The sequence below is a fragment of the Vibrio sp. M260121 genome (genome assembly GCF_036533715.1).
In the GTDB taxonomy this organism is placed as follows: Bacteria; Pseudomonadota; Gammaproteobacteria; order Enterobacterales; family Vibrionaceae; genus Vibrio.
On the sequence record NZ_JATABF010000054.1, the window covers coordinates 1 to 25,873 of the forward strand.

Consider the following 25,873-nt stretch of genomic DNA (forward strand, 5'->3'; position numbering starts at 1 on the left):
GTTAGGTTAGAAGGCGCTAGGTCAGCAGAGCCGCCCATGAATTCTGGAAGCATTTGACCAAACGCTTCTAGTGCGTTTTGAGATGCTTTACGTGACGCGATGTTTGCTGGGTTTGCTTGAAGGTCAGCAATGATTTGGTTTGCTTTCTCTTCCCACTCAGCTGGTAGTTCACCGTTTACGCGGCGTTTGAATTCAGCTGCCAGCTCAGGGTACGCTGCTTCATAAGCTGCAAATTTCTCGTCCCACGCTGCTTCCTTAGCTGCGCCTGCTTCTTTCGCTGACCACTCTGCGTAGACTTCCTGCGGAATTTCAAAAGGACCGTGCTCCCAACCTAGTTCTTTACGTGTCGCTGCAATTTCTTCAGCACCTAGTGGCGCACCGTGACAGTCGTGTGAACCAGATTTGTTTGGAGAACCAAAACCGATGATAGTTTTAGTACAGATAAGTGTAGGGCGTGGATCTGCTTTTGCCGCTTCGATTGCTGCGTTGATCGCTTCAGAGTCGTGACCATCTACAGCAGGGATTACGTGCCAGCCGTAAGATTCAAAACGCTTAGGTGTATCGTCAGAGAACCAACCTTCAACGTGACCGTCGATAGAGATGCCGTTGTCATCCCAGAATGCGATCAGTTTGCCAAGGCCTAGTGTGCCTGCAAGAGAACATGCCTCGTGCGAGATACCTTCCATCAGACAGCCATCACCCATGAATACGTAAGTGAAGTGGTCAACGATGTCGTGGCCTTCTTTGTTGAACTGAGCCGCAAGTGCTTTCTCAGCCATCGCCATACCAACAGCGTTGGTGATGCCTTGACCTAGAGGACCCGTTGTTGTCTCGATACCTGGTGCGTAGCCGTACTCTGGGTGACCAGGAGTCTTAGAGTGAAGCTGACGGAAGTTCTTAAGATCGTCGATAGATAGCTCGTAGCCTGCAAGGTGCAGTAGAGAGTAGATAAGCATAGAGCCGTGGCCGTTAGACAGTACGAAACGGTCGCGGTCAGCCCACTCTGGGTTTGATGGGTTGTGGTTTAGGTGAGAACGCCAAAGTACTTCAGCGATGTCAGCCATACCCATAGGTGCACCTGGGTGACCAGAGTTAGCTTGTTGAACACCGTCCATGCTTAGTGCACGGATTGCATTTGCAAGGTATTTACGATCCATAGTAGTTACTTCTCGATATTTGATTTAAATAGAGGGAACTCGTCGGAACAAGTTCAAATAGAATTTTTTGAATAAAGCGCTGATGCTAAAAGCGAGTAGGCTGGCTACTCGCTTTTGGTAAGCAATTAAAGCTTAGCTGCGATCATGTCTTCTAGTTTGCCTTGGTCAACCGCGAAGTTACGGATACCTTCAGCTACTTTCTCAACAGCCATTGCGTCTAGGTTGTGCTCCCATAGGAACTCAGCGTGAGACATTGGAGCTGGACGCTCTTTAGAACCTTTAGAATCAACCAGTTTCTCTACAACTTCGCCTTCAGCCGCTTCTAGCTCAGCAAGAAGAGCAGGAGCGATAGTTAGACGGTCACAGCCAGCAAGTTCTAGGATCTCGCCGATGTTACGGAAGCTTGCGCCCATAACAACTGTGTTGTAACCGTAGTCTTTGTAGTAGTTGTAGATGTCGGTTACTGAGATTACACCTGGATCTTCTGAAGCTTCAAAGTCACGACCTTCTTTTGCTTTGTACCAGTCCATGATGCGGCCAACGAATGGCGAGATTAGGAATACGCCTGCTTCAGCACATGCACGAGCTTGCGCGAAAGAGAATAGAAGCGTTAGGTTACAGTTGATGCCTTCTTTCTCTAGGATCTCTGCAGCGCGGATGCCTTCCCAAGTAGAAGCCAGTTTGATTAGGATGCGGTCGTTAGTGATGCCTGCGTCGTTGTACATTTTTACAAGCTGGCGAGCTTTAGCAACGCTGCCTTCTGTATCGTAAGAAAGACGAGCATCTACTTCTGTAGAGATACGGCCAGGGATAGTTTTTAGGATCTCTTTACCGATGTTTACTGCAAGCATGTCACAAGTGTCTTGTACTTGTTGTGCTTTGTCGTTGCTTTGTGCTTTTGCGTATTCGATAGAAGCGTCGATTAGAGGTGCGTACTCTTCGATTTGAGCCGCTTTTAGGATAAGAGATGGGTTCGTTGTTGCATCTTCAGGTTGGTACTTTTTGATTGCGTCAATTTCACCAGTGTCCGCTACTACAGTTGTTAGTTTACGAAGTTGCTCTAACTTGTTGCTCATAATCGATCATCCTATATAAATGGGCTTAAGTGTGGTTTTGAGTACCACAGCTTGTGCATTTGCAAGCGTGTCGGCTAATCGTCTCATCATATTTAACGAGACATCTGCTCAGCCAACTACGGAAAATTTCGGTACCGAACATTTGCCATGAACATTTGATCGGTAGCTGAGTAAATGATGAATCCATATTTATCCTATCCATGCTGAAAGTCAATCGTGGAAACCGACTTTAAGTGATGTTCATCAACGTTTTTTTGTTGTGTGTTCAGAGCATGGCCGAAATAAACGTTTGCCCTTATTGTTCAAGGCTTGAGCAGTGCTGACATTAATAAAATTACGTAGTGAGAAAATGTCATTGCAGTGAGCAAATGTCGCAGTAAAATTGGAAGGTAACATATGCTAAGTCAATGAGCAGATGCTCACTAATGCATACAATGTCGATCCTCTAAAAGGGCGAGAAAAACATGAGCAGTTCTAATCAAGACATTTCTATTGAAAGCACAGATTTACTAACGGAGATCTCCGTTGCCTATTATCAAGACGGTGCGACCCAAGAAGAGATCTCGAAAAAGTTTTCCATATCGCGGGCCAAAGTAGGGCGAATGCTGAAGCAGGCTCGTGATGAAGGCATTGTAGAGATTACCGTAAAATATCACCCAGTGTTTAGCGCGAAGATAGAGCAGCGTCTCATCGAACGCTTTGGTGTGAAGCGAGCGTTGGTCGCTTTGGATCAACCTAATGAAGAAGCGCAGCGTCTCCAAGTCTCTGGTTTGGTCTCTAACTACCTGACGAGTACCTTAAAGAACGGCATGGTGGTGACGGTAGGGCAAGGGCGTAACGTATCTTCTGTGGCTCACCACATTGGTGTTATTACGCCGCGCGATTGTAAGTTTGTGTGCGGTATCGGCGGGATTCACCCTCGTGGCGGTATGTTTAACGCCGACCACATTTGTCGACAGTTTGCCAAGAAATACGGCGGAACCTCCGAAACCCTTTATGCACCGGCTTACGCTGAGAACCGAGAGCAGAAGGTCGCCTTCATGCAAAACGCCACGGTTAAACAGACTCTGGACTTGGCGCGCAAGGCGGATGTCGCTCTTGTTGGTATCGGTGATATGAGTGAAAACAGCTACATGGTTGACCTTGGCTGGTTTACTCCAGATGAAGTGGTGCAATCCCGTTTGATGCAAGGCGTCGTAGGGGACTTTGCGGGTTATGACTTCTTTGACATCCACGGCAATGTAGCAAACACAGTAATGAGTGACCGAGTCATCGGCTTAGGTATTGAAGAATTTCGTCCAATTGCAGAAGTGATTGCGATTGCAGCAGAAAACAGTAAGCCATTGGCGCTACTTGGGGCTTTAAGAACTGGAGCCATTGATGTGATTGCAACTAGTGTAAGTAACGCATTAACGGTTCTTAACTTAGATGAGCAGATGCATGGCAACAGCACATCAGAGGTTTAGCACAAATAATATGCAACTAATGTAATTTGGCTGTGAGGATTTATAAATGACTCGCAGCCTGATTTCGTTTCCAAGTTAAAAATAATCCTCAGGGGTAATTTGTAGTTGATTACTCTGGAGGAAATTATGAAAAAGACACTTCTCGCAGCTGCATTATTTACGGGGCTTACAGGTATTGCACAAGCTGAGCAAAAAGTCGTGGCAGGCTATTTTGCTGATTGGCAGTACGCAAATGCAGACAACCCATACACGGTTAAAGACATTCCGGCTGATAACCTAACTCACATTATCTACGCATTTTTAAGTATGTGTGGTCCTCACACTGGTGCCTCGGAAAATATTCAAAAGCTGGTTGCAAAGCACTGTGAAGGCAAAGAACCGTATACGGCGATTTTGGTTGATACCGAGGCGGCCCTTGAAAAAGATTTTGGTCCGGTCTCTGTAGACGTTCCATATAAAGGGCACTTCGCCCAATTGGCCGAACTTAAGATGCAACATCCTGATCTAAAAATTCTTCCTTCTTTTGGCGGCTGGACCATGTCTGAACCTTTCCACGCTATGGCTAAAAACCAGCAAGCAATGGATCAGTTCTCTAAAACGGCGGTCGAGTTGATTGCAAAGTACGATTTTTTTGATGGCATTGACTTGGACTGGGAATATCCAGGTGGTGGCGGTTTGACTACGTCTCCTTGGAATCCAGATACCAAGCTGACAGATGAGCAAAAAGCACTAGAGCGTGATGCCTTCACTTACCTAGTTAAAACCATGCGTGGTGATCTAGATGCGTTAGCGAAAAAGACCAAGCGCGATTACGAGCTTTCAACAGCGGTGGGTGTTGGTCCTAAAGCAGCAGGTATAGACTGGAAAGCGGCGCAGCCTTACCTAACCAACATGTTTGCGATGACATACGACTTCCTTGGCGGTTGGGGGCAACAGACAGGGCATACGACTAACCTACATGCGACCGACCGCAGTTGGTGGGGAATGGGCGCAGACGTGTTCATTAATCAAATGATTGAGCTGGGTATTCCTAGTGAAAAGCTAGTGATTGGTGCGGCGTTTTATGGTCGCGGTTGGCAAGGAACTAAAGATTTTGCCGGTGGTTTGCCAACTCAAGACTTATTGTCAGAGAAAGGCGCGCAGTTTGGTACTGGTGAGAATGGCTACTTCATGTTCTGGGATCTGATGAAGAACTACAGTGCGAAACAAGGATATGAGTATAAATATGATGAGCAAGCTCAAGCGCCTTACCTTTGGAACCCAGACAAAAAGGTGTTTATCTCATTTGAAGATCAGCGCTCTATCAAAGCCAAAGCAGACTGGGCGAAACAATCTAACTTAGGTGGAATCTTTACATGGGAACTGTCAGGAGATCCGAAAGGAGAGTTAGTCGAAGTGATGTATAAGGAAATGCAAAACTAGTCTCTGTCCCTTACGCTATAGCTACGTAAATCAAGCCGTCGTTATTGTTCGACGGCTTTTTCGTTGTGGTTCTCTTCAGCAAAGCTAACCAACTGTTCGAAAGGGAGTGGTTTGGAATAGAAGTAGCCTTGAATCAAATCACACCCACAAGCAGTAAGTTGATCACGTTGATGGCGAGTTTCTACACCTTCAGCAAGCACCTTCATCCCAAAGTTTTTACCAATCGCAATGATGTTTTGCACCATGTTCAGTGCTTTTTCATCGTTCTCAATGTTATCGACAAAGCTCTTATCGATTTTGACTTCATCAATTGGCAACGCTTTAAGCATCGAAAGGGAAGAGTAGCCAGTACCGAAGTCATCCAGAGAGAGCTTAAAGCCTAGCGAATGTAGACGTTGGCAAATTGGCGCAAATTTTTCGAGGTCCTCGATGAACAGGTTCTCAGTAATTTCCAGTGTGATGCGACTGTGTTTTACCTTATGTCTATCAATCATGGCCACTAGATCCTCAATGAAGTTGACTTGGATAAATTGTTTGACCGAGATATTAATCGACATCTGGATAGATTGTTTTACACGCCCTGTTAAACGTGCCATATCGACGAAACTTTTCTCTATGATTAACTCGCCGAGTCTCACCATCAAACCTGAGCTCTCGGCGACCGGAATGAACTCGTTTGGCGGTACAAATCCAAGCTCTTCATCTTGCCAGCGAACAAGCGCCTCAACGCCATAGATTTCACCATCTCTGTTCAACTGTGGCTGATACACCAAAAACAAACTTTGCCTTTCGATAGCGAGCCTTAAACGTTGCTCTATCTTCATCTTATGGAGGTGCTTCGCTTGCATTTGTTGGTCGAAAATACTGTAAGCGTTACGATCCTTTTTGGCTTGATACATGGCGATATCCGCTGAGCGAAGTAGCGCATCCAAACTTTTGCCATGCGAAGGATAGAGCGCAACACCGACGCTAGAACTGAGAAGGAACTGGTTTTCGTGAACGATGTAAGGTTCGGATAGGTAATGAATAAGATCGCTTGCTAGCGTCCTTACTACGCTGTCGTCTGTTTGATTGACAAGTAAGATGAATTCATCGCTCGCCTCTCTAACAATCAATCGGTCTTCACTGTCGAAACTCTTCAAGCGCAGCGCTATTTGCTTAAGCACTTCGTCACCAAATTCATGGCCATGTGTGTCGTTTACTGATTTGAAGTTATCGATATCAATGAACATCAAAGCAAATGGATCTGAAGTTTCATTCAGCCATTTTGTGATGTGTGCTCTTAGATATTCACGGTTAGGTAGCAGTGTTAAATGATCATGATGCGCCTGATAAAGCAGCTTTTGTCGCGTTGCGAGCTCGTTATTCGCAATTGAGCGAACCAGAGCATAGAAACCTGCTTGGATAAAAAGGAAAACGATGGAGTAGAGAGCAAACTGATCGAAGAAGCCACGTTGGATGTAGCGTAGATCGGTTGAAGAGGAAGCCCAAAGTTTGTAATCAGGTAAATACTTGAGTGTCACCAGTTGATTGATTCTTGGGTCATCGGCAACAATGTTTACCGCACTTGATAGGCTCTTTACTGTATCGCGGCTCCAGCCGTACTTTCTCTCGACTTGCTCAAAGACAATCGCTTTTCTATATCCATCTGCAGGGAGCGTATAGCTGAATAGATTAGATTGCTCCGCTGAGGTAAAAGTAAGGTAACCGTCTTCACGAACTAATGACACGCGATTGTGTTTATTGGCATGCACGTCGTTTCTGAACACTAAGGAGGAGTTCATGTTAAACCCCGCTGTCATTACTGCTATTACATCCCCATTCTTATTTCGAATTGCCTTTCGGATAGGGATCACTAATGAATCGAGTGCGGGCATGAAATAGGTTCTGCCAACCACCATGTGTTGGGCCTGAAGTGCAGCTTCGAATGTCCCTTTGGTTTGAGGATCTTGCCTGAGGTTTTGTAGCTTTTGTAAATCCAGATTAGAGCTGATGGCCAGATAATCCCCCTCAGGGTTAGTCAGGCCAAAAGCGGCGATAGCAGGGTGGATATCCATCAAATCATCAAGCAAGGGACGCATTTGTAGGGAAGCCGTTCGAGTGAAGTCGTTTTGCTCTATCAGTTGATGCCCAACTACTTCTAACAGCGTTTCTTGTCCTTTGAACAAAGACTCGACGGAGGAAGCAAATAGCTCTAATTGTAAGAGCTGCTTATCTTTGTACTTATCGAGAGTTGCTTCGTAATGATAATGACCAAACAGAGAGAACAAACCCACACTTATCGCAAACAGCGTCATGTAGAGCGTCCAAATGTTCTTCTTTATGCCGATCATATCGCTTTACTGCTCCTGATCTTAACGCTCGATAGGTAGAGAATGGTCTGCACCCCATTCGGTCCAGGAACCGTCGTACACCGACAGGTTGTCCAGACCAATTTGATACGCCGCTAGTAACAAAATGCATGCGGTTACACCGGAGCCACAACTAAAGATGATTGAATTATCACTATCTATTGTTAGTGCGCTAAATATCTGTTGCAACTCTGAATTCGGTTTAATGTGACCGTTGCTTAAGAGTTCTTGAAACGGTAAGCAAACCGAATTTGGAATATGCCCACTGCGTAGCCCTTCTCGTGGTTCTGGCACTTCACCAAGGAAACGAGCTTTGGCTCTTGCGTCGATGATGTTTGCACTTTGGTTATTCGAATGAGCAAGAACATCTTGTGCACTCAAAAAGGCATTTTGGTTGAGCTTCCCCGCAAAGTTACCTTTTTCGCTTGGTTGCGATAGGGCACTTTCGACAGGTAATCCAGCTTCAATCCAAGCGGGAAGCCCGCCGTTTAAGACTCGAACATTACTATGCCCCATGGCCTTGAACATCCACCAAGCTCTTGGTGCGGCTAAAGTGCCTGAGTTGTCATAAACCACAATCAAGTCTTCGTTGTTCAAACCGAGTTCTTGCGCACTTTGGTTGAAGCCTTCTTCTGTTGGCATCATATGCGGCAGGGAGGAACCGGGTAAACAAAAGTCATTGTCGTAATCAAAGCGTAAAGTGTTTGGAATCCACTTATCTTGGATCTTTTTACCTTCAGAAGGGATTTGAAACGCAATACTAGCGTCGAGGAGCTTGACGTTAGGTTGGCCGAGAAGGCTATTGAGTTCATCAGTACTGATCAGTGCTTGCATTGTTTTTCATTTCCTCAAAGTAGTATGACGTTTGACATGAATTGGAAGAGTAGGCTCATTCGCAATTTAAAAACGTGGGCGGTTGCTCGAAGAGTGAATCCGTAGCTTGGTTGAATGTCACTAAGGCACCTTCAGGACAATGGACAGAGGTTGGAACTGCAACACGCTTTGTTCCGAGTACCTCTGATTCGACGGTGAGATAGCGTCTTTGCCCATCGAGGGATTGTGTCAGGGTATTTGAAATCACTTTTGCGGTGATGGTTTGTGTTTCATCAGAAGATGTTAGCCACAGAGCCAAACATAATGCGACGATGGCAGCAACAAAGACCAAAATGAAGGTTTTCGGGTTGTCCAACGTGTTTTCCCGCTCGATGATTAATCCTACTGTTTTACAACAAAAAAATCGCATGTTCAAAAGAACGATGCGATTTTTAAGTTAAAGATTGAAGATTTATTCTGAAAGGCAGCTTTCGCTATGCCTTCAATTTACCCAGTTACATGGTCCAAGTGTTGTCTCCAGAAGTAATCACTTTCTGAATTGGGTCACTACCGTCATAGAACCAAATCTCAACAAGCAGGCTACCTTGGCTATCAGAGACATTAAAGTCGACATTTGCTGTACCGTTGTTGAGTGGAACCGATGCGACTTTACTTGGGTATCTTGCATCGTAGTTACCTGAACTGTTCTCGACAAACTCTTTGTACACGCTTAGGTGTGCTCGTTGCGAAGAGAAACCACTGATGTCTACATTGAGCGTACCTTCCGTCACTGGGTTGTAGCTAAAGTCATCCGGTACTACTAGATCCTGCATGGTTGCATCTTCTACTGTTACCGTCGTCTCTTCTTCGGTAGTTTCTTCCTGCTGGGTAGTATCTTCCTCTGGCACGGTGGTTTGGGTTGGTGGAGGTGTGCTGTTACCACCACCTCCGCCTCCACCGCCTCCGCCACAAGCTGTTAGTGCTAATCCCATGATGATTGTGATAAGTGCTTTCATAATGTTATCTCCCTATGGAATGTAGCATTTGTTAGTTGTTGGAGCGGTGTGCCAATCTGTGCTTAGTTCGCCACCAGACTCAGCCCAAGTTTGGAATTGAGGGTATGCATCGACCATGTCTACACGCTCTAGCGGCCAATCCCAATCTTCTACTATTAACAGTGCCCAAGGTAAGTTGTTTGCTGTTTTGAAGTACACACCTTGTGCAGGGTCACTTGCATCGACGCCGACACCGAAGAGGTTTTGGTCATCAAACTGTTCTGTTGGTGCTTGGTCTGCTAAGTGAACTTCCCACTTACGCCCTGGTTGGAAAGTAATACCTTCGCCATGGTAAGTGCCCGGTGTTGCAAAGATGAACGGGTCGTATGGCATGGCTTGAATGGCTGAACGGTCAGATCCTTCAGTGAAGTACACATTCAAGGTAAAGGTGAGTGAGACGTTATCATCACAGCCAGACTCTGTGCGGAAGTAGCTACAGCTGCTCGCCGCGTGTGTGCTTAAGTCTTCACTGATGATGAAAATTGCTTCATCAGAAATACTTTCCAAACCATTAGATGCCTGTTCTACACCATTGAAGGATAGCGTTGTTAATCCGTTTTCAATCGAACTTCTCAGTACACCCGGTAGTCGGATTGCGAAGCCATTTTTGTAACTTGCGCCGTAAGCCGCTAGGTCACCAGTAATTTGAATATTCTCAACATGACCAGCAAGACTGGTTTCAGTGATGCGGAATTTCACGACCACATCGTTCATGTCGTAGTCTGCGGTGTATGGCCAATTATCTTCATAAGCCACGGTGGCGTAATCTTCTGCACTCGGGAAATATTCCACTGAGTAACCATTACCAGTGATGGTGATTGGGTAATCTTCCACCTCACCAGATGTCGAACCACCATCGTAGTTTAATCCGGTTTGTTGGCTAAAGCGGAATCGGCTCCAGCTTGAACCTTCCGTTGCAGCGGTTGAAACTACAAACGGTAGGGGATTATTACCCGCAGACAGTAATTGGTCAGCAAAGACTTGTTCGCCTTCATCATCAAAGTCACCATCGCGGTTCCAGTCAAACCATGCTGATAGGTAGCCAGAAGTGGAAGCCGTCACATTCACAATTGAACTTAAGCCTGGGTCAAGTGCGGATACAAAACCAACACCATCTTCATCAGCTGTGCCCACAGAGTTGTCGTTTGCTTGACCGTCGGCATCACCATCTGGAGCGACGGAACCAAGCCAAGTTACACCGTCCACCTCGTGGCGAGGACCGTTTGACGCAAGTGTTGTGTGGTAGCTGTCTGGAGCATCACCAAAATCGATTGGCTCGTCTTCGTCAATCACTGGAGCGTTTGCACAACGTGCGCCATCATTTTGGCTTGAGCTTGGACCGTTGGATACAAACTCAACCGAAGGAACGATACCTGCTGCGATATTGGCTGCGTTACCTTCCGAAAGGTCAACACGATAGATTTTGCCATCTTGGTTACGTGACACGTAGTAGTTGCCGTTTACATCGAAGTACCCAGCACCAAATGTGCCTAGCTCGCCAGTGTCACCTATCGCAGTCGTATTACCATTCGATGGGTTGAACTGGTACAGCACTCCAGAATTATTGTCGATGCCGTATAGGGATCCGTCGCCTGGATGGAATGCAAAGTCGGTTAGGTTCACCGTCGCTGTAGAGCTAATTTTCACGATGCTTAATGTCGCATTTGGATCAGAATCGAGCGGAGAGAGGTCAATGGAGAAAAGTCCTTTACCTTTGCGGTACAAGTAGTAGACGTGGTTGTAAACGTCACCTACGTAAAATGTGTGGTCGGTAGGAAGACCCGAAACATCAAGCGTCTCTGCTTGGAAGTCTTGACCAAGACGAACAATCTTTTTGTTTGTGGTGTCGTATCCGTAGATATAACGGTCAGTGAAGTTAAAGCCTACGCCGTTAATGCCCGAAGCCAAACCTGTGTCGTCCTCTAAAAGAGTCGTAGAACCTGTAACCAAATTGACGCCATAGATTTGAACCGGGGTTGATTGGAATAGGTATGCTTTGCTTGGGCATGTGTCAAATGGCGCCGCTTGTGCATAAGCGCTCGCTATTAGAGACCCAAGTAGTAGTGATGTCCTTTTCATAATTCGCCCTCTCATTGGTTCGTGATATATGCAATGAAAGGAATGTGCCAGCTTTTAAGTTGTTGAATTTTATGAAGTTAATATTTGTAAAAAGAAAGGTTTTAAATCTGATTGTCAAAATGAGAAAAAAGCCCAACATCGAGTTGGGCTTTTGGGGAATGATTTGAAGCTCAGTGATTAGCGTTTGTAGGTCACTTGCTCTTGTTCACCAAGGTGAATGTGTGTTGTCGCTGGTTGTGTTTCTGCAATCACTTTACCGTGACGAACAGAGTAGCGAACCGGAACTTGGCGACGTACTGCGTCAAAACCATTTTCTGCAGGAAGGATCAGTAAACTACCTGGCTTACCTGTTTCGATGCCGTGCTTGTCTTGAATGTTCAGTGTACGTGCTGAATTGGTGCTGATCAGATCCAGTGAGTTGTTGATTTGGTCGTAACCCATTACCTGACATACGTGCAGACCCATGTGCAGAACTTGCAGCATGTTTGCTGTGCCTAGTGGGTACCAAGGGTCAAATACATCATCGTGACCAAAACATACGTTGATGTTGGCATTCAGCATTTCTTTCACACGAGTCACACCACGACGTTTCGGGTAATCATCGAAGCGGCCTTGAAGGTGGATGTTCACCAATGGGTTTGCAACGAAGTTGATACCAGACATGCGCAGCAAACGGAATAGGCGAGATGCGTACGCACCGTTGTAAGAGCCCATCGCCGTTGTATGGCTGGCGGTTACCTTGTGGCCCATGTTGAACTTATGCGCTAGTGCTGCAAGCGTTTCAACAAAGCGTGATTGCTCGTCATCGATCTCATCACAGTGCACGTCGATCAAACGGTCGTATTTTTGCGCCAGCTCGAAAACGTAGTGCAGAGACTCGATGCCGTACTCACGAGTGAATTCAAAGTGAGGGATTGCACCAATAACGTCAGCACCTAGCTGAACCGCCTCTTCTAGAAGCTCTTTACCATTCGGGTAAGACAGAATACCTTCTTGCGGAAACGCAACGATTTGAATGTCTACCCACTCTTTCATTTCTTCACGAACTTCTACCATTGCTTTTAGAGCAATAAGGGTAGGGTCAGAAACGTCAACGTGGGTACGAACGTGTTGTACGCCGTTTGCAATTTGCCATTTCAGAGTTTGCTTAGCGCGTGATTTCACGTCTTCAATCGACAGCGTCTCTTTGCGCTCGGCCCAACGTTCGATGCCTTCGAAAAGCGTACCGGAGATGTTCCAGCTCGGCTCACCGGCGGTTTGGGTAGTGTCTAGGTGAATATGCGGCTCACAGAAAGGTGCGACAGCCATGCCGCCCTCCGCATCAAGAACATCACCTGTGTAATTTAGTTCTACATTATTGTCTTCAATACGCTTGAATTGACCATCCTCAATCAAAATTTGCTGGAGACCTTCCTGTCCCTTAAGCGTTGCGTTCTTGATCAATAGTGTTGTCATGATGGTTCCTTACGCTGGCTGTTGTGCCAGTGTCTTTTTATTAAGAATAGGATTTAGAATCAGGTAGCTGATTGTGCCGCCCAGTACTGCGTTTACAGGAACCACTCCCGGAAGGAAGTGACCAGCTGCAACACCAATCGCCACTGCGATAATGCCAGCCCAGTTAACCGTTTGGAACTCTGCTGCTGCGAAATCTGTGTAACGTTTACGGTTCATGAAGAAGTCCGCAATGATTACGCCGCCAATTGGTGGAATTGCAAGCGATAGGAAGGTTAACCAGCCTACAAAGTTATTGTACAACCATAGTGCACACAATGTACCTACTAAACCGTTCGCCATAGAGATGTATTTGCTTGGCAAACCAGTGATGTTTGAGAAACCTAGGCCCGACGCGTAAAGCGCATTGTCGTTGGTTGTCCAAATGTTCAAACCAAGCACGATGATAGCTGGGATTAGAAGACCTTGAGCGATCATCACTTCGGAAATGTCTGATTGGCCAGTTACCGCAGCGCCTGCTGCGCCGAAGATGAACATCAGTGAGTTACCGATAAAGAACGCCACCATAGTGACCATCACCGCACCTTTTGGCTTTTTGCCGAATCGTACGAAGTCCGCAGTCAGGGTACCCGCGCTGACGAATGAGCCAACGACCATTGCTAGTGCCACTGAAAAGTCGATAGGTTGTGCTGGTTGTACTTTTTGTAGTTCAGCCACACCACCCACGCTGTTTATTGCTTCTACTACCGAGTATCCGCCGAGTAACGCAATTGCTGGTACTGCAATCGCAGATAGCACCATAAGCGCAGAGATACCGAAGTAAACCGTCGCAGTCATTAATAGACCAGAAATGATGATAAGCGTGTTTGTATCGATGCCTGTTGCCTTGTTTACTGGAATAGCAAACATTGCCACGCCAACACCAAACCAACCAACTTGTGTGCCGCCAAGAAGAGCGGAAGGAAGCCAAGAGCCTTTAGAGCCAAAAGAGAAACGAGCAAGGAGGTGAGTAGAGAGACCAGTAGAAGCGCCGATGTAACCAAGAAAAGAAGTGTAGATGCCGAGGATTAGGTTACCAATGAGAACAGCGAGGAAGAAATCATCAAAAGAAAGGCCAGTACCGAGCGAGCCGCCCGTCCACATGCTTGCGGAGAAGAAAGTGAGCCCCAACATAACCATGGTTAATGATGCCACGCCTTTTCTGGCAGTGTTAGGAACCGGTCCAAGACTGTAGTTATTGTCCGCAGCCATTTTTACCTCCGCAAAGAAAAATTAAAACAAATTGTAGATCCCAATTTCTGGGCAAACGGCGCGTATTATGGTGATGTATATCTCATAGTCAATGAGTTTTTTGTCACTTAAACGTTTACCTCTAGCTTTGTCTTTTTATAGCCCTTTAAAAACATGTGGTTATAGTTTTTCAGAAAAATAAAAAAGTTTGGAACTTGACGGCTAATCTGACCAGTAATGTGTAATGAAATCGGTGTCATTGGTGGCTTTCTTTTATCTCGTCATATTTTTGTGGTTTGTTTATAAAATAGCGATTCAATGGATTTTCATAATGCTTAGCAAACGTTTTTTTGAGCTTGATAGTAACGATTGTTCATAAGTTGAACGCAAAGTCATTTATTTAATGGTTATTTTGGTGTTTATGCTGTTCAATTTTTCTTAGATGGCTATTTGTTGTAGATAACTTAAGAAAATATCGCATGTAATCGATTGTAAATTGAGTGAATAAAATTAGTTCAACAGGGAGTAAGGATGTGGAGAAGGAATTTGAAGGGGCCAGATAAAAAAATAGCCAACCGCAATTTGTGCGATTGGCTTATATATTTGTGAACAAATTCGAGTTCACTAACAACGTCAGTTGGCTAGGTGACCCTCGGCTTAAGAAGGGTCACACTAGATAATGCAGTTAGTGTGCCAACTTTAAAACCACCGAAAAAACACGGTTTCTGTGATAAAGGTTGCCTAAAATTTGCTGTGAGTTGCAAATTGCAAATGCGGTTTGCAATTTGTAATTATAATGCTAATGATGAATTAATTAACTAGAGCGATTCTTTTTACAACATTACTAAGCTCGCCGTGCCCAAGAAAGCAAAGAAGCCAACGACATCAGTTACCGTAGTCAGAATCACCGAGCCCGCAAGTGCTGGATCGAGTTTGAGCTTATCAAGAACAATTGGGATCAGCACACCAAATAGGGCCGCGGTAACAATATTGACGATGATCGCGAGAGCGATGGTGCCGCCCAATACAGGAGATTGGAACCAAAGCCCTGCTAAACCACCGATGATCAACGCCCAAAGCAAAGCGTTAAGAGAGCCGATACCCAATTCATTTTTGAGCAGGGCAAAACGGTTACCAGGGGTAATTTGGTTTAATGCCATGGCACGAACCATCAGCGTCAGTGTTTGGCTACCTGCAATACCCCCCATAGAAGCCACAATCGGCATCAGAACAGCAAGAGCGACCACTTGTGAAATCACATCTTCAAACAAGCCAATCGTCACCGATGCTAGAATTGCAGTCAGCAAGTTAATGCCCAGCCAAACGCCACGCTTTTGTGAGCTCTTTAGAATTGGCGCGAACAAGTCATCACCTTCATCCATACCCGTACCAGCCATCAAACGTGCTTCGTAGATTTCACGTTGAGTGCTGAGTGCGAATTGCCAATCCACTTCCCCGATCAAGGTTTGATCTTCATCGGTAACTGGCAAAGCAGGGAGAGGGCTGTGCTCAAGTGCCTCTACGGCTTCAGACAGTTCCATTTTACTGTCGAGTACGGTGACGGTATCAATCGCAAGGGTTTTGAGACGAACGTCCGCTTCACTACGTAAGATTTCATAGTAGTTCACTGCGCCACGAAACTGCTTTTTACGGTTGATAAGATACACTTGCTGCGGTGTATCGTAACTGTAACGCTCCATCAAGCGTCGAGCTTTACCAACAGTAATATTAAAAGGGAGAGTGATGATCTTCCGTTCAGCCCATCGACCGAGTTCTTCATCATCATATTCGTTTGCTTGGTCGTAGAGATCGAGTTCATCCTTCTCAATCAGCTCTAACGCTTCATTAATGAACTCTTCAGGCAGTGAGTCTGCCCATTCAATCAGCGATAAGTTATCCAGCTTGGCTAAGGTCAGCTTCAGCTCAACTTCAGAAAGTGCTTCGATGATGGAAAGACGTACTTCAGCACGCATTTCAGTCAGCACATCGATGTGCAATTCCATAGGTAATGCGCGCCACAAGCGTACACGTTCATCGATAGGGAAAGCCTCGAGTATCAGTGCCACGGCACCGGGTTCGAGACCACATTCGATAGAATCATTCAAAGCGGTAACTTGATCCGCTTCGTCTGCTTGGACAATTTGTTCGATTAGAGTGGAGAGGTCTTGAAACTTACTCACCGAGCACCCCGACAGTCAGATTATTCTTATAGGCAGCTGCTCAAGGTACTCGAAAGTGGCAGAAAAACAATAGTCTATTCGTCAATAATCTGTAGGTACGGTGAGACCAATTGGCGAATGTTCACTTTTGCACCAATGCGAGCTGCCAGCAAGTACATTCCGCCTATTTTTCTGTGCAGGAATAGGGCATCTGCTGGTGGCGTGTGCCAGTAGTCTTGTTCCATGCTTAAAATGGTGCCGGCCTCGCGGAGTTTCTGAGCTAAGCCACTGGCTTTGAAGTCATAAGGCTCATCAACCAGCATAGGTTCACACGCCATTTTGACGAGATCAAGAATCGCTTGGCGCTGCGCAGGCATAATGGTCTTGCTGAAAAATCCAATCTGCTCAAGCGCATTGTTCAAGCCTTGCTCGTCGTCGTTGACAACCGATGCAAAAGCTTGGCGATAACCAGTGCTAAATTGTTCGCTGTATTCGCGAGTCGCACCGAAATCTAACAAGCCGATTTGACGGGTGTTCTCGATATACAAGTAGTTGGCAAAGTTGGGATCGGTTTGGACCATTTTGAATTCGAATAGTTCTCGGAACAGCAATTCGAGTAAACTGTGCATAACAAAGTCGCGTGTGCTTTGGTCATAATGCTCGATTTGTTCAATCGGGCTACCGTCAATAAATTCCATTGCGAGCACGGCGTCGGAAGAGCTCTCGGTGTGGATTTTCGGCACGACAAAATGAGGGTGATCCTTCAAAGCGTCATGATAACGAATGGCAAAGTGCGCTTCTCGTGCGTAATCAGCTTCATCATGCAGTTGCTTTTTAGCTTCTTCCAATAGTCCTTTGTAATCAACAGATTCGGGAATCAAGCCAACGACTTTGAGCAGAGTCCCCACGTTATCGACGTCACTGTCGATACTTTTCCTTACTCCCGGGTACTGCACTTTCACCGCGAGGTTATCACCTGCATCACTGTAGGCTTGGTGAACTTGACCAATGGAAGCGCTGGCTATTGGCTTGAAGTTAAAGGAGAGGAACTCAGTTTTCCAATTGGTTCCTAGCGCGTTTTCCATTACTCCGTTGAGTTGTTTTGCTGGCATAGGATCTGCGTTTGAGCGAAGTCGCGAGAGAATATCAGCGAGTTCTGGTTCCAAAACATCGCCAGCATCCATAGAGAGCATTTGACCAAGCTTCATCGCTGCACCCCGCAAGTGAGCCAGTTGGTCCGTTAAACGCGCAATGTTTTGCGGCGTTAGCAACAGGTCTTTCGCTTTGGGTTTATTGCCTTTAGCGATTTGTTTGGTGCCTTCAGCAATCACGTTGCCTGCGACTCGGGTTGCAAGGGAAGCGAACTTGCTGAATCTTGAGATGCGATGGGTGGGTAGGCTTCTTTCCTTTGCCGACATGAATTTTCTCCGTTATCTACTAACTATTTGTTATACGGGAAAACTACGTGCTTGGATACAAATGAAAAGAAAACCGCCAGCGGAACTGGCGGTTTGGGAGTTTAGATAGAGTAGAAGAAGTACAGTTGCGACTTCATTCGGATGATGATGCCACGAATCACATCCAAGAACGCTAGGAAACCAATTGGTTTCTCGCCGCTGACCCATGCTAGGCCAACTGAGCCGACAGGGATATCGTAGCCTTCTGGCTCATCAATCTTAAGGCGAACAAAGTGGTGTTTGTTCTGTAAGTTCTTACCGGTTGTAGCGCGAACGGAATCATCCAGACCAAGTAGGTTGCCTTGTGATTCACCGGTCGCTTCAACAATGCCCTCTACTGTTGCAGAGAAGATCTTGCCAGGGTAAACCGAAGAAGAGAATTCCGCAGGTTGACCTGGTTTGATGTTACGAATCGCTTGGTGGTTTACTCGCATAAGAACGTACTTCTCGTTAGTGTACATGTTGATACGCGGCATCATCGATACACGCTGACCTTCACGCAGGATAAAGTTGGTCACAAAGCCATCTGCTGGTGCGTGCACTTTGGTGCTGTTCAAATCCCATTGTGCTTTTGCGATTTGCTCTTCCGCTTGGCGCAGTTCAGCCTGTTTGGTTTCAACCGCGAGCTCAGCTTTATGAATCGCCAGTTTTGCACGTGAGATATCGACTTGTTTCTTCTTGATTTGAGATTCAAGAGTTAACACGTTGTGGCGTGCCATATCAACGGCACTCGATTGTTTGTCGATGTCGCTTGCCGTAATGGTGTTTTGGACCACGCGGTTTTGTTCAACGTAACGATCCAGCATCTTTTTCTGCAATTTGTAGTCAACTTTCGCGGCTTCCAATTGGCTCTTTGATGTTTCCAGATCTTGCACTAGCGCTTCGTGGTTAGCTTCTTCAATCTCGATGTCGCCTTTTGCTGTCGCTAATGCGACGCGAGCAGAATCAGCGGATACGTTCGCTTGATTCAATGCAATTTCGTATTGCGTTGGGTCGAGTTCGTAAATGAGCTGACCTTTTTCAATTTGTTGATTCGGCTTGATATAAATATGGTCAACTTTGCCTTTCACATTGGTTGAATCCGGACGCAGCTGGATGTGTGGTGACTGCACCACTGAGCCGCCGGATAGATCCATCGGCGTGAAGTTGATGAGGCCTACCCAGACGAACATTAACCAACCCAAGCCGCCTAGGTAAGCGAACGATTTGGTTGCTTTGTTCCAAGGCATGCCGACTAAACGGAGCAGATAGATGAAGAGTGCCCATACCGCTAAACCTTCTAACATTATGCCTCCTCTTGTGGCTGTGTTTCTGTTTGCGGTTTACTTTTCCATGTATCACGCAGATTGATGATGGCTTTTTCCATATCAACGAATGCAAAGATCACGGCTAGCACCCATACCCAGTGCCAGACAAATCCTATCCAGGTGAGGGCGGTAATGAGCCCTATCTGATGATGGTCTTTGCTGTGCGCCTTATTAATTGGCAACTCATGGATTTTCCAAAAGCCGTAACACGCGCCAGCGACACTCGCGATTAAAACGACGGCAGCGACAACATGTAACGCTGTATCTGCGCCTGTTCCGACAAATGGGACACTCAGTAAACTCATTAAACACTCCTCTATCAAACTGTTGGCGTATTGTGGTCTGGAATTGAAATAGGTGAGGGTTTGTGACAAATTCAATCATTAGAAGATTAAATTTGATGTGATTGGTTATGAAAACGGTTCGATTTATTCGCGCGATGGGTATTTTAAATATGCATAACCTCGCGTTATCTAAGTATAATTTGAGATCCGAAGAGCTTGGCATCCCTGCATCAGTGTTTCACAACCCGATGACATTGATACCTTTGAAGGCTGTTTCGGAGTGGTATCGACGTATTGAACAACTGACTGATGACCCAGATGTGGTGTTAGGTTTAAGCCGTGGCATTGAGCTGCAAAAGCTTGGTCCGGTCGGACGTTGGTTATACTCAGGTAATGATCTCGCTAGCACCATTCGACGCGTGAATTATGGCGTAAGTAACCTTCAATCAGGTGCTTTTTTAGCGGGTGAGCAATCAGGTAAGATCATCAAATGGACTTACCACAACCCATTTGTGGAAACTTCGGTCAAAGTACATGACAGTATTCGCTGCGCGATATTCATGACCAAGATTTTGCGTGAATTTTTGGGGCAAGATTACAAGCCATTACGTGTGATGATTTCTGGTTCTAGGAAAAATGGCAAACCATACGAAGAGTACTTTGGCTGTGAGGTTGAGTGGAGTCAGCCAAAAACAGAAATCTGGATCCCAGGAGATGTCCGCCTCGCTTCGCGTCAAGTAAGCCATCGTGAAGACAGCCGTTTAGCGATGAGCTTTTCAGATTTGGATGATTTGCTCAACATGCCCGATCCAGAGGATGAGCTTAAAGTGATTTATGAAGTAGTGAGTTACAGTAGCCATTATGGATTGCCGACATTGGAGCGTGTCTCATCTTTACTTGGGCTTTCAGAGCAACAGTTCCAGCGACGCTTGCACAAGCTAGGACTTAATTTCTCTACGGTATCTGGCTATGTATTAAGTAACGTTGCAGCCGGTTTATTGATCAAACATGTCAGTATAGAGGAGATTGCGGAGCGTCTCGGATATACCAATGTCGCGAGTTTTAATCGTATGTTCAAAAAACATCGCGGCTTAACTCCCAAACAATACGCGGCTCGATTGGAAAAATAATCTTTGTGATGACCAGTGCTGCCAGCAAATAAAAGCCCTCAAATGAGGGCTTTGAAATTTTTGGGAGCGTTAACGCTTACTCTTCAGGACGCCAGCTCAGTGCACTAGCCACAGCGCCAATGGCAACCACGTCTTTTTGCTTATCGTTAAGCTCGGGCAGCATTTGCACTGCGATTGTGCCATTCGTCTGCACTGCCGCAACCTCTTGCGTACCTTGCTTAAAGCTGTAACCCAATGGAATGTCTACCGCCATCATCGAATCAGGGCTCGTGTGAACGGTCTCTACATTGAAATGGGTATTGCCAATGCGAACTACGCCCGTTTCTTTTTTCTCAAGGCTGATGTCGATCAGCGCAGATTTCGGTTCCATAGCAAATTCACCGACTTTCTTACCATCTTGAGTGATGTCGCAGGTGTATGGATCGTTGCCACCAAAATCAACGCCCATGTAGTTTACCGACATGCCGCCGCCAGTGCAGTTTAGGAGCCAAGTTTCACCGCTGTCTATACGAGTCACTTCTGCGCCCATTGCCCCTTCTTTGAATGAGATACGATTGAACCAGCTTGAGTTTGAAGCACTGCGCGAATATTTGCCTTTGTACTTGCCAGCAAAATCAAAATGGCCATCCGCACCGAATCCCCAAAAGTCGCCGTCGGTTTTCACCAAGATTTCTGGTTGCGCTTTTACTGCATCAGTACGATCCATGACAGCAAGGCCACCACAGCCAACAAGGAATAGAGGAGCGAGTAGAGTAAGTTTCTTCATGTTTTTCATTGTTTATAGCTTGGTTACATCTAGAGTTTGATCGGTGAACTGGATGTTCTGAATGTCGTACAACTCGTCAATGCCTGTATTGGGGCACTCAACAGAGACGTTCTTCGCTTTGATAACGATACATTCCGCCAGTTTGTGTCGCACGATGTAAGTGTTGACGCCTCCCTCACCATAAATACTGTTGTTTTTATGGTTGCCTTCAAATGTGTTGTCTTGGTCATTACCGATGACATTCATCTCGTCGTCGCCAACGATCTTCACTTTTGTCAGCCATTGAGACTTGTAGGTGTAGGCTTCTACTAAACCATGTTTGTTTGGTGCCATGCGGAAGGTAGGAACCGTGCCTGGATTTGTTTTTTCTGTGTAGAGTTTGACGCCTGCAGAGTCGATGCTTGCGGTGTATTGCAAGTAGTCATGGAACAAACCGCCAATCCAATCAATCGCTTGTGGATCTTGGGTTTGCATTTCTTCACGTGTTAACGCTTGGTAGCCATCTAAACCATGCCCGTTTGCTTTTGCAACGCCCATGTAAGCTTCAAAAGCAGCAGCAAAATATTCGTGAGAGTAAGAAGGGCCTGTTAGCTTAACGCGTTCTGGATCGAAGTCGTCAGACTCCCAATCTTCCCAGTCACTCTGGGTTGGGCGCCACACCGTAGGCTTACCTGATTGGATGTCGTTATAAATGCTTAAAGCATGCGCTTGAATGGCTTTTTGTAATGAGGAAGTCGATGCGTTAGGAGCAATGCCTTGCGCTTGGACCAAATGTAGAATCTCTTCAAAAGCGGCATCTCGGTCGGCATGTTCACCCAGATTTGCACAGTAATCGGCAAAGTTACTCATGTAGTGACAATCGCCTTCAACCGTCAGTTCGCGGTACATCAAGGATTGGCTGTTCATCAACCAGTTTGGTGTATCCCCGCTGCTCATCAACGTTAATGCAATGGACTCGATAAGCGTGTCCATGTCGTCTTCATTAAGCACCATCATGGTTGTAATAAAGTTTTCTAATGAGCTGGTATCAAAGGATTGTGGTAAGCCAGAATCTGCAATCGCGTCGTCCAATTTATCTTGACGAAGCAACTCACTGATGAAAATTTTGGTGAGCATTTCGTCATTCTGGTCGTCGTTTTCTGTCAGCATTAATGTTGCATCACGCTCGGCTAGTGTCTTTGCGATATTAGATTTGTCGGTACCATACTTCGAATTTGGTTGGTTTGTGAGTAGGTGCTGAACGATTTTGGCGGCACGAAATATTTTTTCATCATTCGCCCCGTCATCCATCGCGATAATATGGAACGACGCATTGTTCCCGTCTTGCGAAAGGGAGACTTCAAGGTAGTGGGTAAAGCCAGCATCAGCAGCCACTTGCAGCTTGGCTGGAAACTTTTTGGAAACGACGCTGGGGATCGTCACGGTTTTCAATGTTGGGGTTGATGGCATTGGAGGTGTGGTTGTCGAGGTTTTCGAATTTGAGTCACTACCACCGCAGGCAGTTAGGCTTACTGTACAAAGTAAAGCCAGAGGCGTTAATTGAGCGAATTTCATCTTTGCAATACTCACGGGCTGAAGGTTCGCTGAGGAATTTATTTGCAAGAGTATTTTCTGTCTACATGAGCAATTGTAGTCATAATTACTGCTGATGATTTGTTGTAAGGTTTTTAATTCGACAAAACTAAAATGAAAGTGATTTTATATTTTGTATTTGGTTTAATTGATAATATTAAATTTTAACTTGTGTTTATAAATTGGTTTTTTGTTCTTTAATGGGGCTGTTGTAGAGGCCGCTTTTTTATAAATGTATGGTTTGTAAGTGTTTGTAAGCACTTTCTGTCGCTAGAGGCTCGGTTTATACGGGTTGCATGGAACAAAACGAGCGATATACTGCTCCTGTTTTATAGGTAGGGTGAATGGATTATGGTCGGTAATAAAATTTTGCTCGTAGAGGATGATTCAGAGATTGCTCGATTAACCAAAATGTACCTAGAGGCTGAAGGTTACTTAGTTACTGTGATCGACAATGGTCTTAATGCACTCGACGCTATCAAAGAATTAAAGCCTGATCTGGTGTTATTGGATTTGATGCTCCCAGGCAAAAATGGTGCAGAGATATGCCAAGAGGCTAGGGCGTTTTATCATGGGATCATCATTGTGTTGACGGCTACTGATGATGAGATGAGTGAAGTCAGCTTGTTTAAGTTTGGGGCTGATGATTACCTGACCAAACCGATCAAAGGTAATATTCTGCTCGCTCGCATTGAAGCCGCATTGCGCCGCTATCGCCGTCAAGTTGATACTGTAGAAGAGACTGAATTGAGTCGATATGGTATTGACCTCTGCACCCGTCGTTCCAAAGCTTACTACTTGGAACAAGACATCGATCTCACGGACTCTGAATTTGAGATCCTAGAGCTCCTAATGCTCAACGTCGATAAGCCTGTCTCCCGAGAGTCGTGCTGTCGTCTCGCCCGAGGCATTGAATATTGCATTACCGATCGTTCCATTGACATGCGAATCTCCTCGCTCAGGAAAAAGTTTTCCAAAGCTCATATCCATACTGCAACCATAAAAACCGTGCGTAATCGTGGCTATATGCTTACAGGGAAGTAGCGCATGTTTTCCATGTTTACTCGTCTTTATGTGGGGTTGGTGACTGGCCTCGCGTTAACTGTCGCGCTGTTCCTTTTTTTGGGCGACGAGTACATGCGTAAAACAGAAGCAGGTATTTTCTTAAGTGACGGTGCTTACTTTGTTGACCAGTATATCGAGCAGCGGGGCTCACCCGATTCACTGTACAAAAAGCTCACTGCCAACGGAAAACAAGATTTCTTTATCTTCGATCTCACGTTATTGAAAAACTGGGATGGCTCACCGCCGTGCTTGGATTGCGAGTTGCTTTATCGTATGCAAGGGGTACCTGTTTATTTTATCGATGAGAGCATCTACGCTGCGGTGTTCCCGCTTCCTAATACGTCAGAGAGTTTGGTCTTTAAAGAAAAGCGTGACTTTTTCAGTCCAGATATCGATTGGGATGAAGATTCCGAGATCATTTTCGTTCTCACTCTGTTACTTACTGTGGTGTGCAGTTTAGGTGTCATGGTTTATATACCTGTGCGTCGCCTTGATCGCCAGATCCGACAACTGACGGCCGCGCAACAACAGTTTGGATCTGGTGAGTTGAATACGCGAGTCGATCTAAAGCAATTTTCGCAACCCGTGAAAGAACTTGCCCAAGGCTTCAACAAGATGTCAGAAGACATAGAAAGGCGAGTGCGCCAGACGCACATCTTTACCCAAGCCATCCCACACGAAGTACGCACTCCGCTCAGCCGAATTCAGTTAGCGACCGATTTAGCAAGGCGCACCAGCGGTGAAATGCAGGCAGAGCTGCATGATGATATTGAACGTTACGTTGATGTCGTGACGGATTTAACGTCCGACATTGTCATGCTGTCTCGTTTGAGCGTAAAAAACCATTCTTTGAGTGATTCTGTTGAAACCATTGAACTGCCGCTTTGGTGTAAAAGCCGAATGAATTACCGAGGCTTAGACTTCGCCAAGTTGACGGTAGAAAATGAACTCGCGTATCAATCCATTCACTTGCAACCGACTTTAGGCAATCTTGTTCTTGATAACTTACTGCAGAACGCAAAACGTTACGGTGAATCTTGCGTTGAGGTGACGATTCGGTCGGTTGAGCATTTCTGGATTGTTGATATCGAAGACGATGGTCCGGGTATTCCCGAAGCGATGCGAGAAGAAGTGTTTGTTCCATTCTCTCGTTTAGACAAAAGCCGCAACGCCGACGTGAAAGGTTTTGGTTTAGGGCTTGCCATCGCTACCAGTGCAGCGAGGCAATTAGGTTGGGAACTTTCTGTCGGCGAGAGTCATTTAGGCGGGGCACGTTTTACTGTGCTTATTCCTGCCAACGATTAGGATAGGCACTGCGGTAATCTGGCTCAGCGAGACCTTCATACAAATCGTCACAAGCTTGCAGTGGGCCTACGATGGTTCGGTAGGGTAAGATACCAGCCCAAACTGGAATGCCCATGTCTTCCGCATCATCATTGACGCCAAAATTGCTGATTTTCACGGATGCTTCTGTGAGTGGAATACGCAGTAGCATGGTGGCTTTGAGCTCTTTCTCATTACTCAAACGGACTTCTTCGGTTCTCCCCGGAGCGATCTGTTCGATAAAGTGATTCAGTAATCTGTCTTTCTCTTGGTTACAATCCACCATCTCAAACTGACCAAAGACCACAGCGCTACGATAATGCGCGCTATGATGAAACGCACTTCGAGCCAATACCCAACCATCAAACAAAGTAAAGGTAAGGCACGTTTGCAATCCTTGTTTGAGTGAGCGTAACAATCGACTGTTGTTGGCACCATGGATATACACGTAATCATCGACACGCCATGCCAACATGGGAATAACTACAGGGCCAGACTCGTTGGTTATTGCAACATGAGCGATCATGCTTTCATCTATGATGGCGTGCAGTTTGCTAACATCAGAGACGGCTTTATGTACGCCTTTCTTAATTTCCGTTCTATTGGTATTGGATAACATTTTCTCTCCTTATTTGCTCACATGGACGAGCACTTGCTCCTCAATCTCTGATTGCAATGTAGCGTTTAACTGGTAGCTTAAAGAGGGCCA

General features: G+C 45.9%; 21 protein-coding genes. 5 read left to right on the top strand and 16 right to left on the bottom strand.

Features of this window, described 5'->3' with window-relative positions:
- Both QTO06_RS22335 and tal read right to left on the bottom strand, forming a co-directional pair.
- The coding region (locus QTO06_RS22335; protein ID WP_331409849.1) for a transketolase family protein at positions 1-1,157 on the bottom strand (1,157 nt) is incomplete at its 3' end.
- A gap of 125 nt (positions 1,158-1,282) precedes the next feature.
- Positions 1,283-2,233 (bottom strand): transaldolase, encoded by a 951-nt coding sequence (gene tal, locus QTO06_RS22340; protein WP_005425862.1) that lies wholly within the window; start codon positions 2,231-2,233, stop codon positions 1,283-1,285.
- 464 nt (positions 2,234-2,697) lie between these two features.
- Here tal and QTO06_RS22345 point away from each other — a divergent pair, with 464 nt between their 5' ends.
- Together QTO06_RS22345 and QTO06_RS22350 are read left to right on the top strand one after the other, a co-directional pair.
- Positions 2,698-3,699 carry a sugar-binding transcriptional regulator gene (locus tag QTO06_RS22345; protein ID WP_221071657.1) on the top strand — a complete coding sequence of 334 codons (1,002 nt, stop codon included), beginning with the start codon at positions 2,698-2,700 and terminating at the stop codon, positions 3,697-3,699.
- Between the two features lie 126 nt (positions 3,700-3,825).
- A complete protein-coding gene (locus tag QTO06_RS22350; protein ID WP_331409852.1) occupies positions 3,826-5,121 on the top strand; it encodes a glycoside hydrolase family 18 protein in 1,296 nt (431 codons plus the stop codon).
- Between the two features lie 41 nt (positions 5,122-5,162).
- On the opposite strand, the gene QTO06_RS22355 is transcribed toward QTO06_RS22350, so the two are convergent.
- From QTO06_RS22355 to QTO06_RS22405, 11 genes are all read right to left on the bottom strand, one after another.
- Positions 5,163-7,454 (bottom strand): bifunctional diguanylate cyclase/phosphodiesterase, encoded by a 2,292-nt coding sequence (locus QTO06_RS22355; RefSeq protein ID WP_331409854.1) that lies wholly within the window; start codon positions 7,452-7,454, stop codon positions 5,163-5,165.
- Positions 7,455-7,475: 21 nt separating this feature from the next.
- Positions 7,476-8,306 (bottom strand): sulfurtransferase, encoded by an 831-nt coding sequence (locus QTO06_RS22360; RefSeq protein ID WP_331409856.1) that lies wholly within the window; start codon positions 8,304-8,306, stop codon positions 7,476-7,478.
- Positions 8,307-8,361: 55 nt separating this feature from the next.
- Positions 8,362-8,661 carry a hypothetical protein gene (locus tag QTO06_RS22365; protein ID WP_331409857.1) on the bottom strand — a complete coding sequence of 100 codons (300 nt, stop codon included), beginning with the start codon at positions 8,659-8,661 and terminating at the stop codon, positions 8,362-8,364.
- Between the two features lie 139 nt (positions 8,662-8,800).
- Positions 8,801-9,301 carry a hypothetical protein gene (locus QTO06_RS22370; protein WP_039842154.1) on the bottom strand — a complete coding sequence of 167 codons (501 nt, stop codon included), beginning with the start codon at positions 9,299-9,301 and terminating at the stop codon, positions 8,801-8,803.
- A gap of 12 nt (positions 9,302-9,313) precedes the next feature.
- Positions 9,314-11,419: an LruC domain-containing protein gene (locus tag QTO06_RS22375; protein ID WP_331409859.1), complete on the bottom strand. Its 2,106-nt coding sequence runs from the start codon at positions 11,417-11,419 to the stop codon at positions 9,314-9,316.
- Between the two features lie 177 nt (positions 11,420-11,596).
- Positions 11,597-12,874 (bottom strand): cytosine deaminase, encoded by a 1,278-nt coding sequence (locus QTO06_RS22380; protein ID WP_009704790.1) that lies wholly within the window; start codon positions 12,872-12,874, stop codon positions 11,597-11,599.
- Between the two features lie 9 nt (positions 12,875-12,883).
- The gene (gene codB / locus QTO06_RS22385) at positions 12,884-14,122 is read right to left on the bottom strand and encodes a cytosine permease (RefSeq protein WP_331409862.1); all 1,239 of its coding nucleotides are present in this window, start codon (positions 14,120-14,122) and stop codon (positions 12,884-12,886) included.
- Positions 14,123-14,934: 812 nt separating this feature from the next.
- Entirely contained in the window at positions 14,935-16,281 is a 1,347-nt protein-coding gene (locus QTO06_RS22390; RefSeq protein ID WP_331409863.1) for a magnesium transporter, read from the bottom strand.
- Positions 16,282-16,355: 74 nt separating this feature from the next.
- Complete coding sequence (locus QTO06_RS22395; protein ID WP_079401824.1) at positions 16,356-17,678, bottom strand: ABC1 kinase family protein; 1,323 nt, start codon at positions 17,676-17,678, stop codon at positions 16,356-16,358.
- A 101-nt stretch (positions 17,679-17,779) separates the two neighbouring features.
- On the bottom strand, positions 17,780-19,003 hold the full coding sequence (locus QTO06_RS22400) for an HlyD family secretion protein (protein WP_331409865.1): 1,224 nt from the start codon (positions 19,001-19,003) through the stop codon (positions 17,780-17,782).
- A complete protein-coding gene (locus tag QTO06_RS22405; protein ID WP_005433326.1) occupies positions 19,003-19,329 on the bottom strand; it encodes an MFS transporter in 327 nt (108 codons plus the stop codon). Before QTO06_RS22405 ends, QTO06_RS22400 begins: the two co-directional genes overlap by 1 nt.
- Positions 19,330-19,436: 107 nt before the next feature.
- Here QTO06_RS22405 and QTO06_RS22410 point away from each other — a divergent pair, with 107 nt between their 5' ends.
- The gene (locus QTO06_RS22410; RefSeq protein ID WP_331409867.1) at positions 19,437-20,438 is read left to right on the top strand and encodes an AraC family transcriptional regulator; all 1,002 of its coding nucleotides are present in this window, start codon (positions 19,437-19,439) and stop codon (positions 20,436-20,438) included.
- A gap of 76 nt (positions 20,439-20,514) precedes the next feature.
- Here QTO06_RS22410 and QTO06_RS22415 read toward each other — a convergent pair whose 3' ends face one another.
- Together QTO06_RS22415 and QTO06_RS22420 are read right to left on the bottom strand one after the other, a co-directional pair.
- Positions 20,515-21,204: a hypothetical protein gene (locus QTO06_RS22415; protein ID WP_331409868.1), complete on the bottom strand. Its 690-nt coding sequence runs from the start codon at positions 21,202-21,204 to the stop codon at positions 20,515-20,517.
- A gap of 12 nt (positions 21,205-21,216) precedes the next feature.
- Entirely contained in the window at positions 21,217-22,758 is a 1,542-nt protein-coding gene (locus QTO06_RS22420; RefSeq protein ID WP_331409869.1) for a hypothetical protein, read from the bottom strand.
- 369 nt (positions 22,759-23,127) lie between these two features.
- Between QTO06_RS22420 and QTO06_RS22425 the strand changes: the two genes are divergently transcribed.
- Positions 23,128-23,820: a response regulator transcription factor gene (locus QTO06_RS22425; protein ID WP_331409870.1), complete on the top strand. Its 693-nt coding sequence runs from the start codon at positions 23,128-23,130 to the stop codon at positions 23,818-23,820.
- 3 nt (positions 23,821-23,823) lie between these two features.
- Complete coding sequence (locus tag QTO06_RS22430) at positions 23,824-25,146, top strand: ATP-binding protein (protein WP_331409871.1); 1,323 nt, start codon at positions 23,824-23,826, stop codon at positions 25,144-25,146.
- Here QTO06_RS22430 and QTO06_RS22435 read toward each other — a convergent pair.
- Positions 25,127-25,783, bottom strand: a complete 657-nt coding sequence (locus QTO06_RS22435; protein ID WP_331409873.1) for a pyridoxamine 5'-phosphate oxidase family protein — start codon at positions 25,781-25,783, stop codon at positions 25,127-25,129. The two genes, QTO06_RS22430 and QTO06_RS22435, sit on opposite strands and share 20 nt — an antisense overlap.
- Between the last annotated feature and the right edge of the window lie 90 nt (positions 25,784-25,873).

What these genes read in the sequence shown, in the direction of transcription:
- tal (WP_005425862.1), bottom strand. Translation starts at nt 2,233, where the DNA reads ATGAGCAACAAGTTAGAGCAACTTCGTAAACTAACAACTGTAGTAGCG.
- QTO06_RS22345 (WP_221071657.1), top strand. Translation starts at nt 2,698, where the DNA reads ATGAGCAGTTCTAATCAAGACATTTCTATTGAAAGCACAGATTTACTA.
- QTO06_RS22350 (WP_331409852.1), top strand. Translation starts at nt 3,826, where the DNA reads ATGAAAAAGACACTTCTCGCAGCTGCATTATTTACGGGGCTTACAGGT.
- QTO06_RS22355 (WP_331409854.1), bottom strand. Translation starts at nt 7,454, where the DNA reads ATGATCGGCATAAAGAAGAACATTTGGACGCTCTACATGACGCTGTTT.
- QTO06_RS22360 (WP_331409856.1), bottom strand. Translation starts at nt 8,306, where the DNA reads ATGCAAGCACTGATCAGTACTGATGAACTCAATAGCCTTCTCGGCCAA.
- QTO06_RS22370 (WP_039842154.1), bottom strand. Translation starts at nt 9,301, where the DNA reads ATGAAAGCACTTATCACAATCATCATGGGATTAGCACTAACAGCTTGT.
- QTO06_RS22375 (WP_331409859.1), bottom strand. Translation starts at nt 11,419, where the DNA reads ATGAAAAGGACATCACTACTACTTGGGTCTCTAATAGCGAGCGCTTAT.
- QTO06_RS22380 (WP_009704790.1), bottom strand. Translation starts at nt 12,874, where the DNA reads ATGACAACACTATTGATCAAGAACGCAACGCTTAAGGGACAGGAAGGT.
- codB (WP_331409862.1), bottom strand. Translation starts at nt 14,122, where the DNA reads ATGGCTGCGGACAATAACTACAGTCTTGGACCGGTTCCTAACACTGCC.
- QTO06_RS22395 (WP_079401824.1), bottom strand. Translation starts at nt 17,678, where the DNA reads ATGTCGGCAAAGGAAAGAAGCCTACCCACCCATCGCATCTCAAGATTC.
- QTO06_RS22400 (WP_331409865.1), bottom strand. Translation starts at nt 19,003, where the DNA reads ATGTTAGAAGGTTTAGCGGTATGGGCACTCTTCATCTATCTGCTCCGT.
- QTO06_RS22405 (WP_005433326.1), bottom strand. Translation starts at nt 19,329, where the DNA reads ATGAGTTTACTGAGTGTCCCATTTGTCGGAACAGGCGCAGATACAGCG.
- QTO06_RS22410 (WP_331409867.1), top strand. Translation starts at nt 19,437, where the DNA reads ATGAAAACGGTTCGATTTATTCGCGCGATGGGTATTTTAAATATGCAT.
- QTO06_RS22415 (WP_331409868.1), bottom strand. Translation starts at nt 21,204, where the DNA reads ATGAAGAAACTTACTCTACTCGCTCCTCTATTCCTTGTTGGCTGTGGT.
- QTO06_RS22420 (WP_331409869.1), bottom strand. Translation starts at nt 22,758, where the DNA reads ATGAAATTCGCTCAATTAACGCCTCTGGCTTTACTTTGTACAGTAAGC.
- QTO06_RS22425 (WP_331409870.1), top strand. Translation starts at nt 23,128, where the DNA reads ATGGTCGGTAATAAAATTTTGCTCGTAGAGGATGATTCAGAGATTGCT.
- QTO06_RS22430 (WP_331409871.1), top strand. Translation starts at nt 23,824, where the DNA reads ATGTTTTCCATGTTTACTCGTCTTTATGTGGGGTTGGTGACTGGCCTC.
- QTO06_RS22435 (WP_331409873.1), bottom strand. Translation starts at nt 25,783, where the DNA reads ATGTTATCCAATACCAATAGAACGGAAATTAAGAAAGGCGTACATAAA.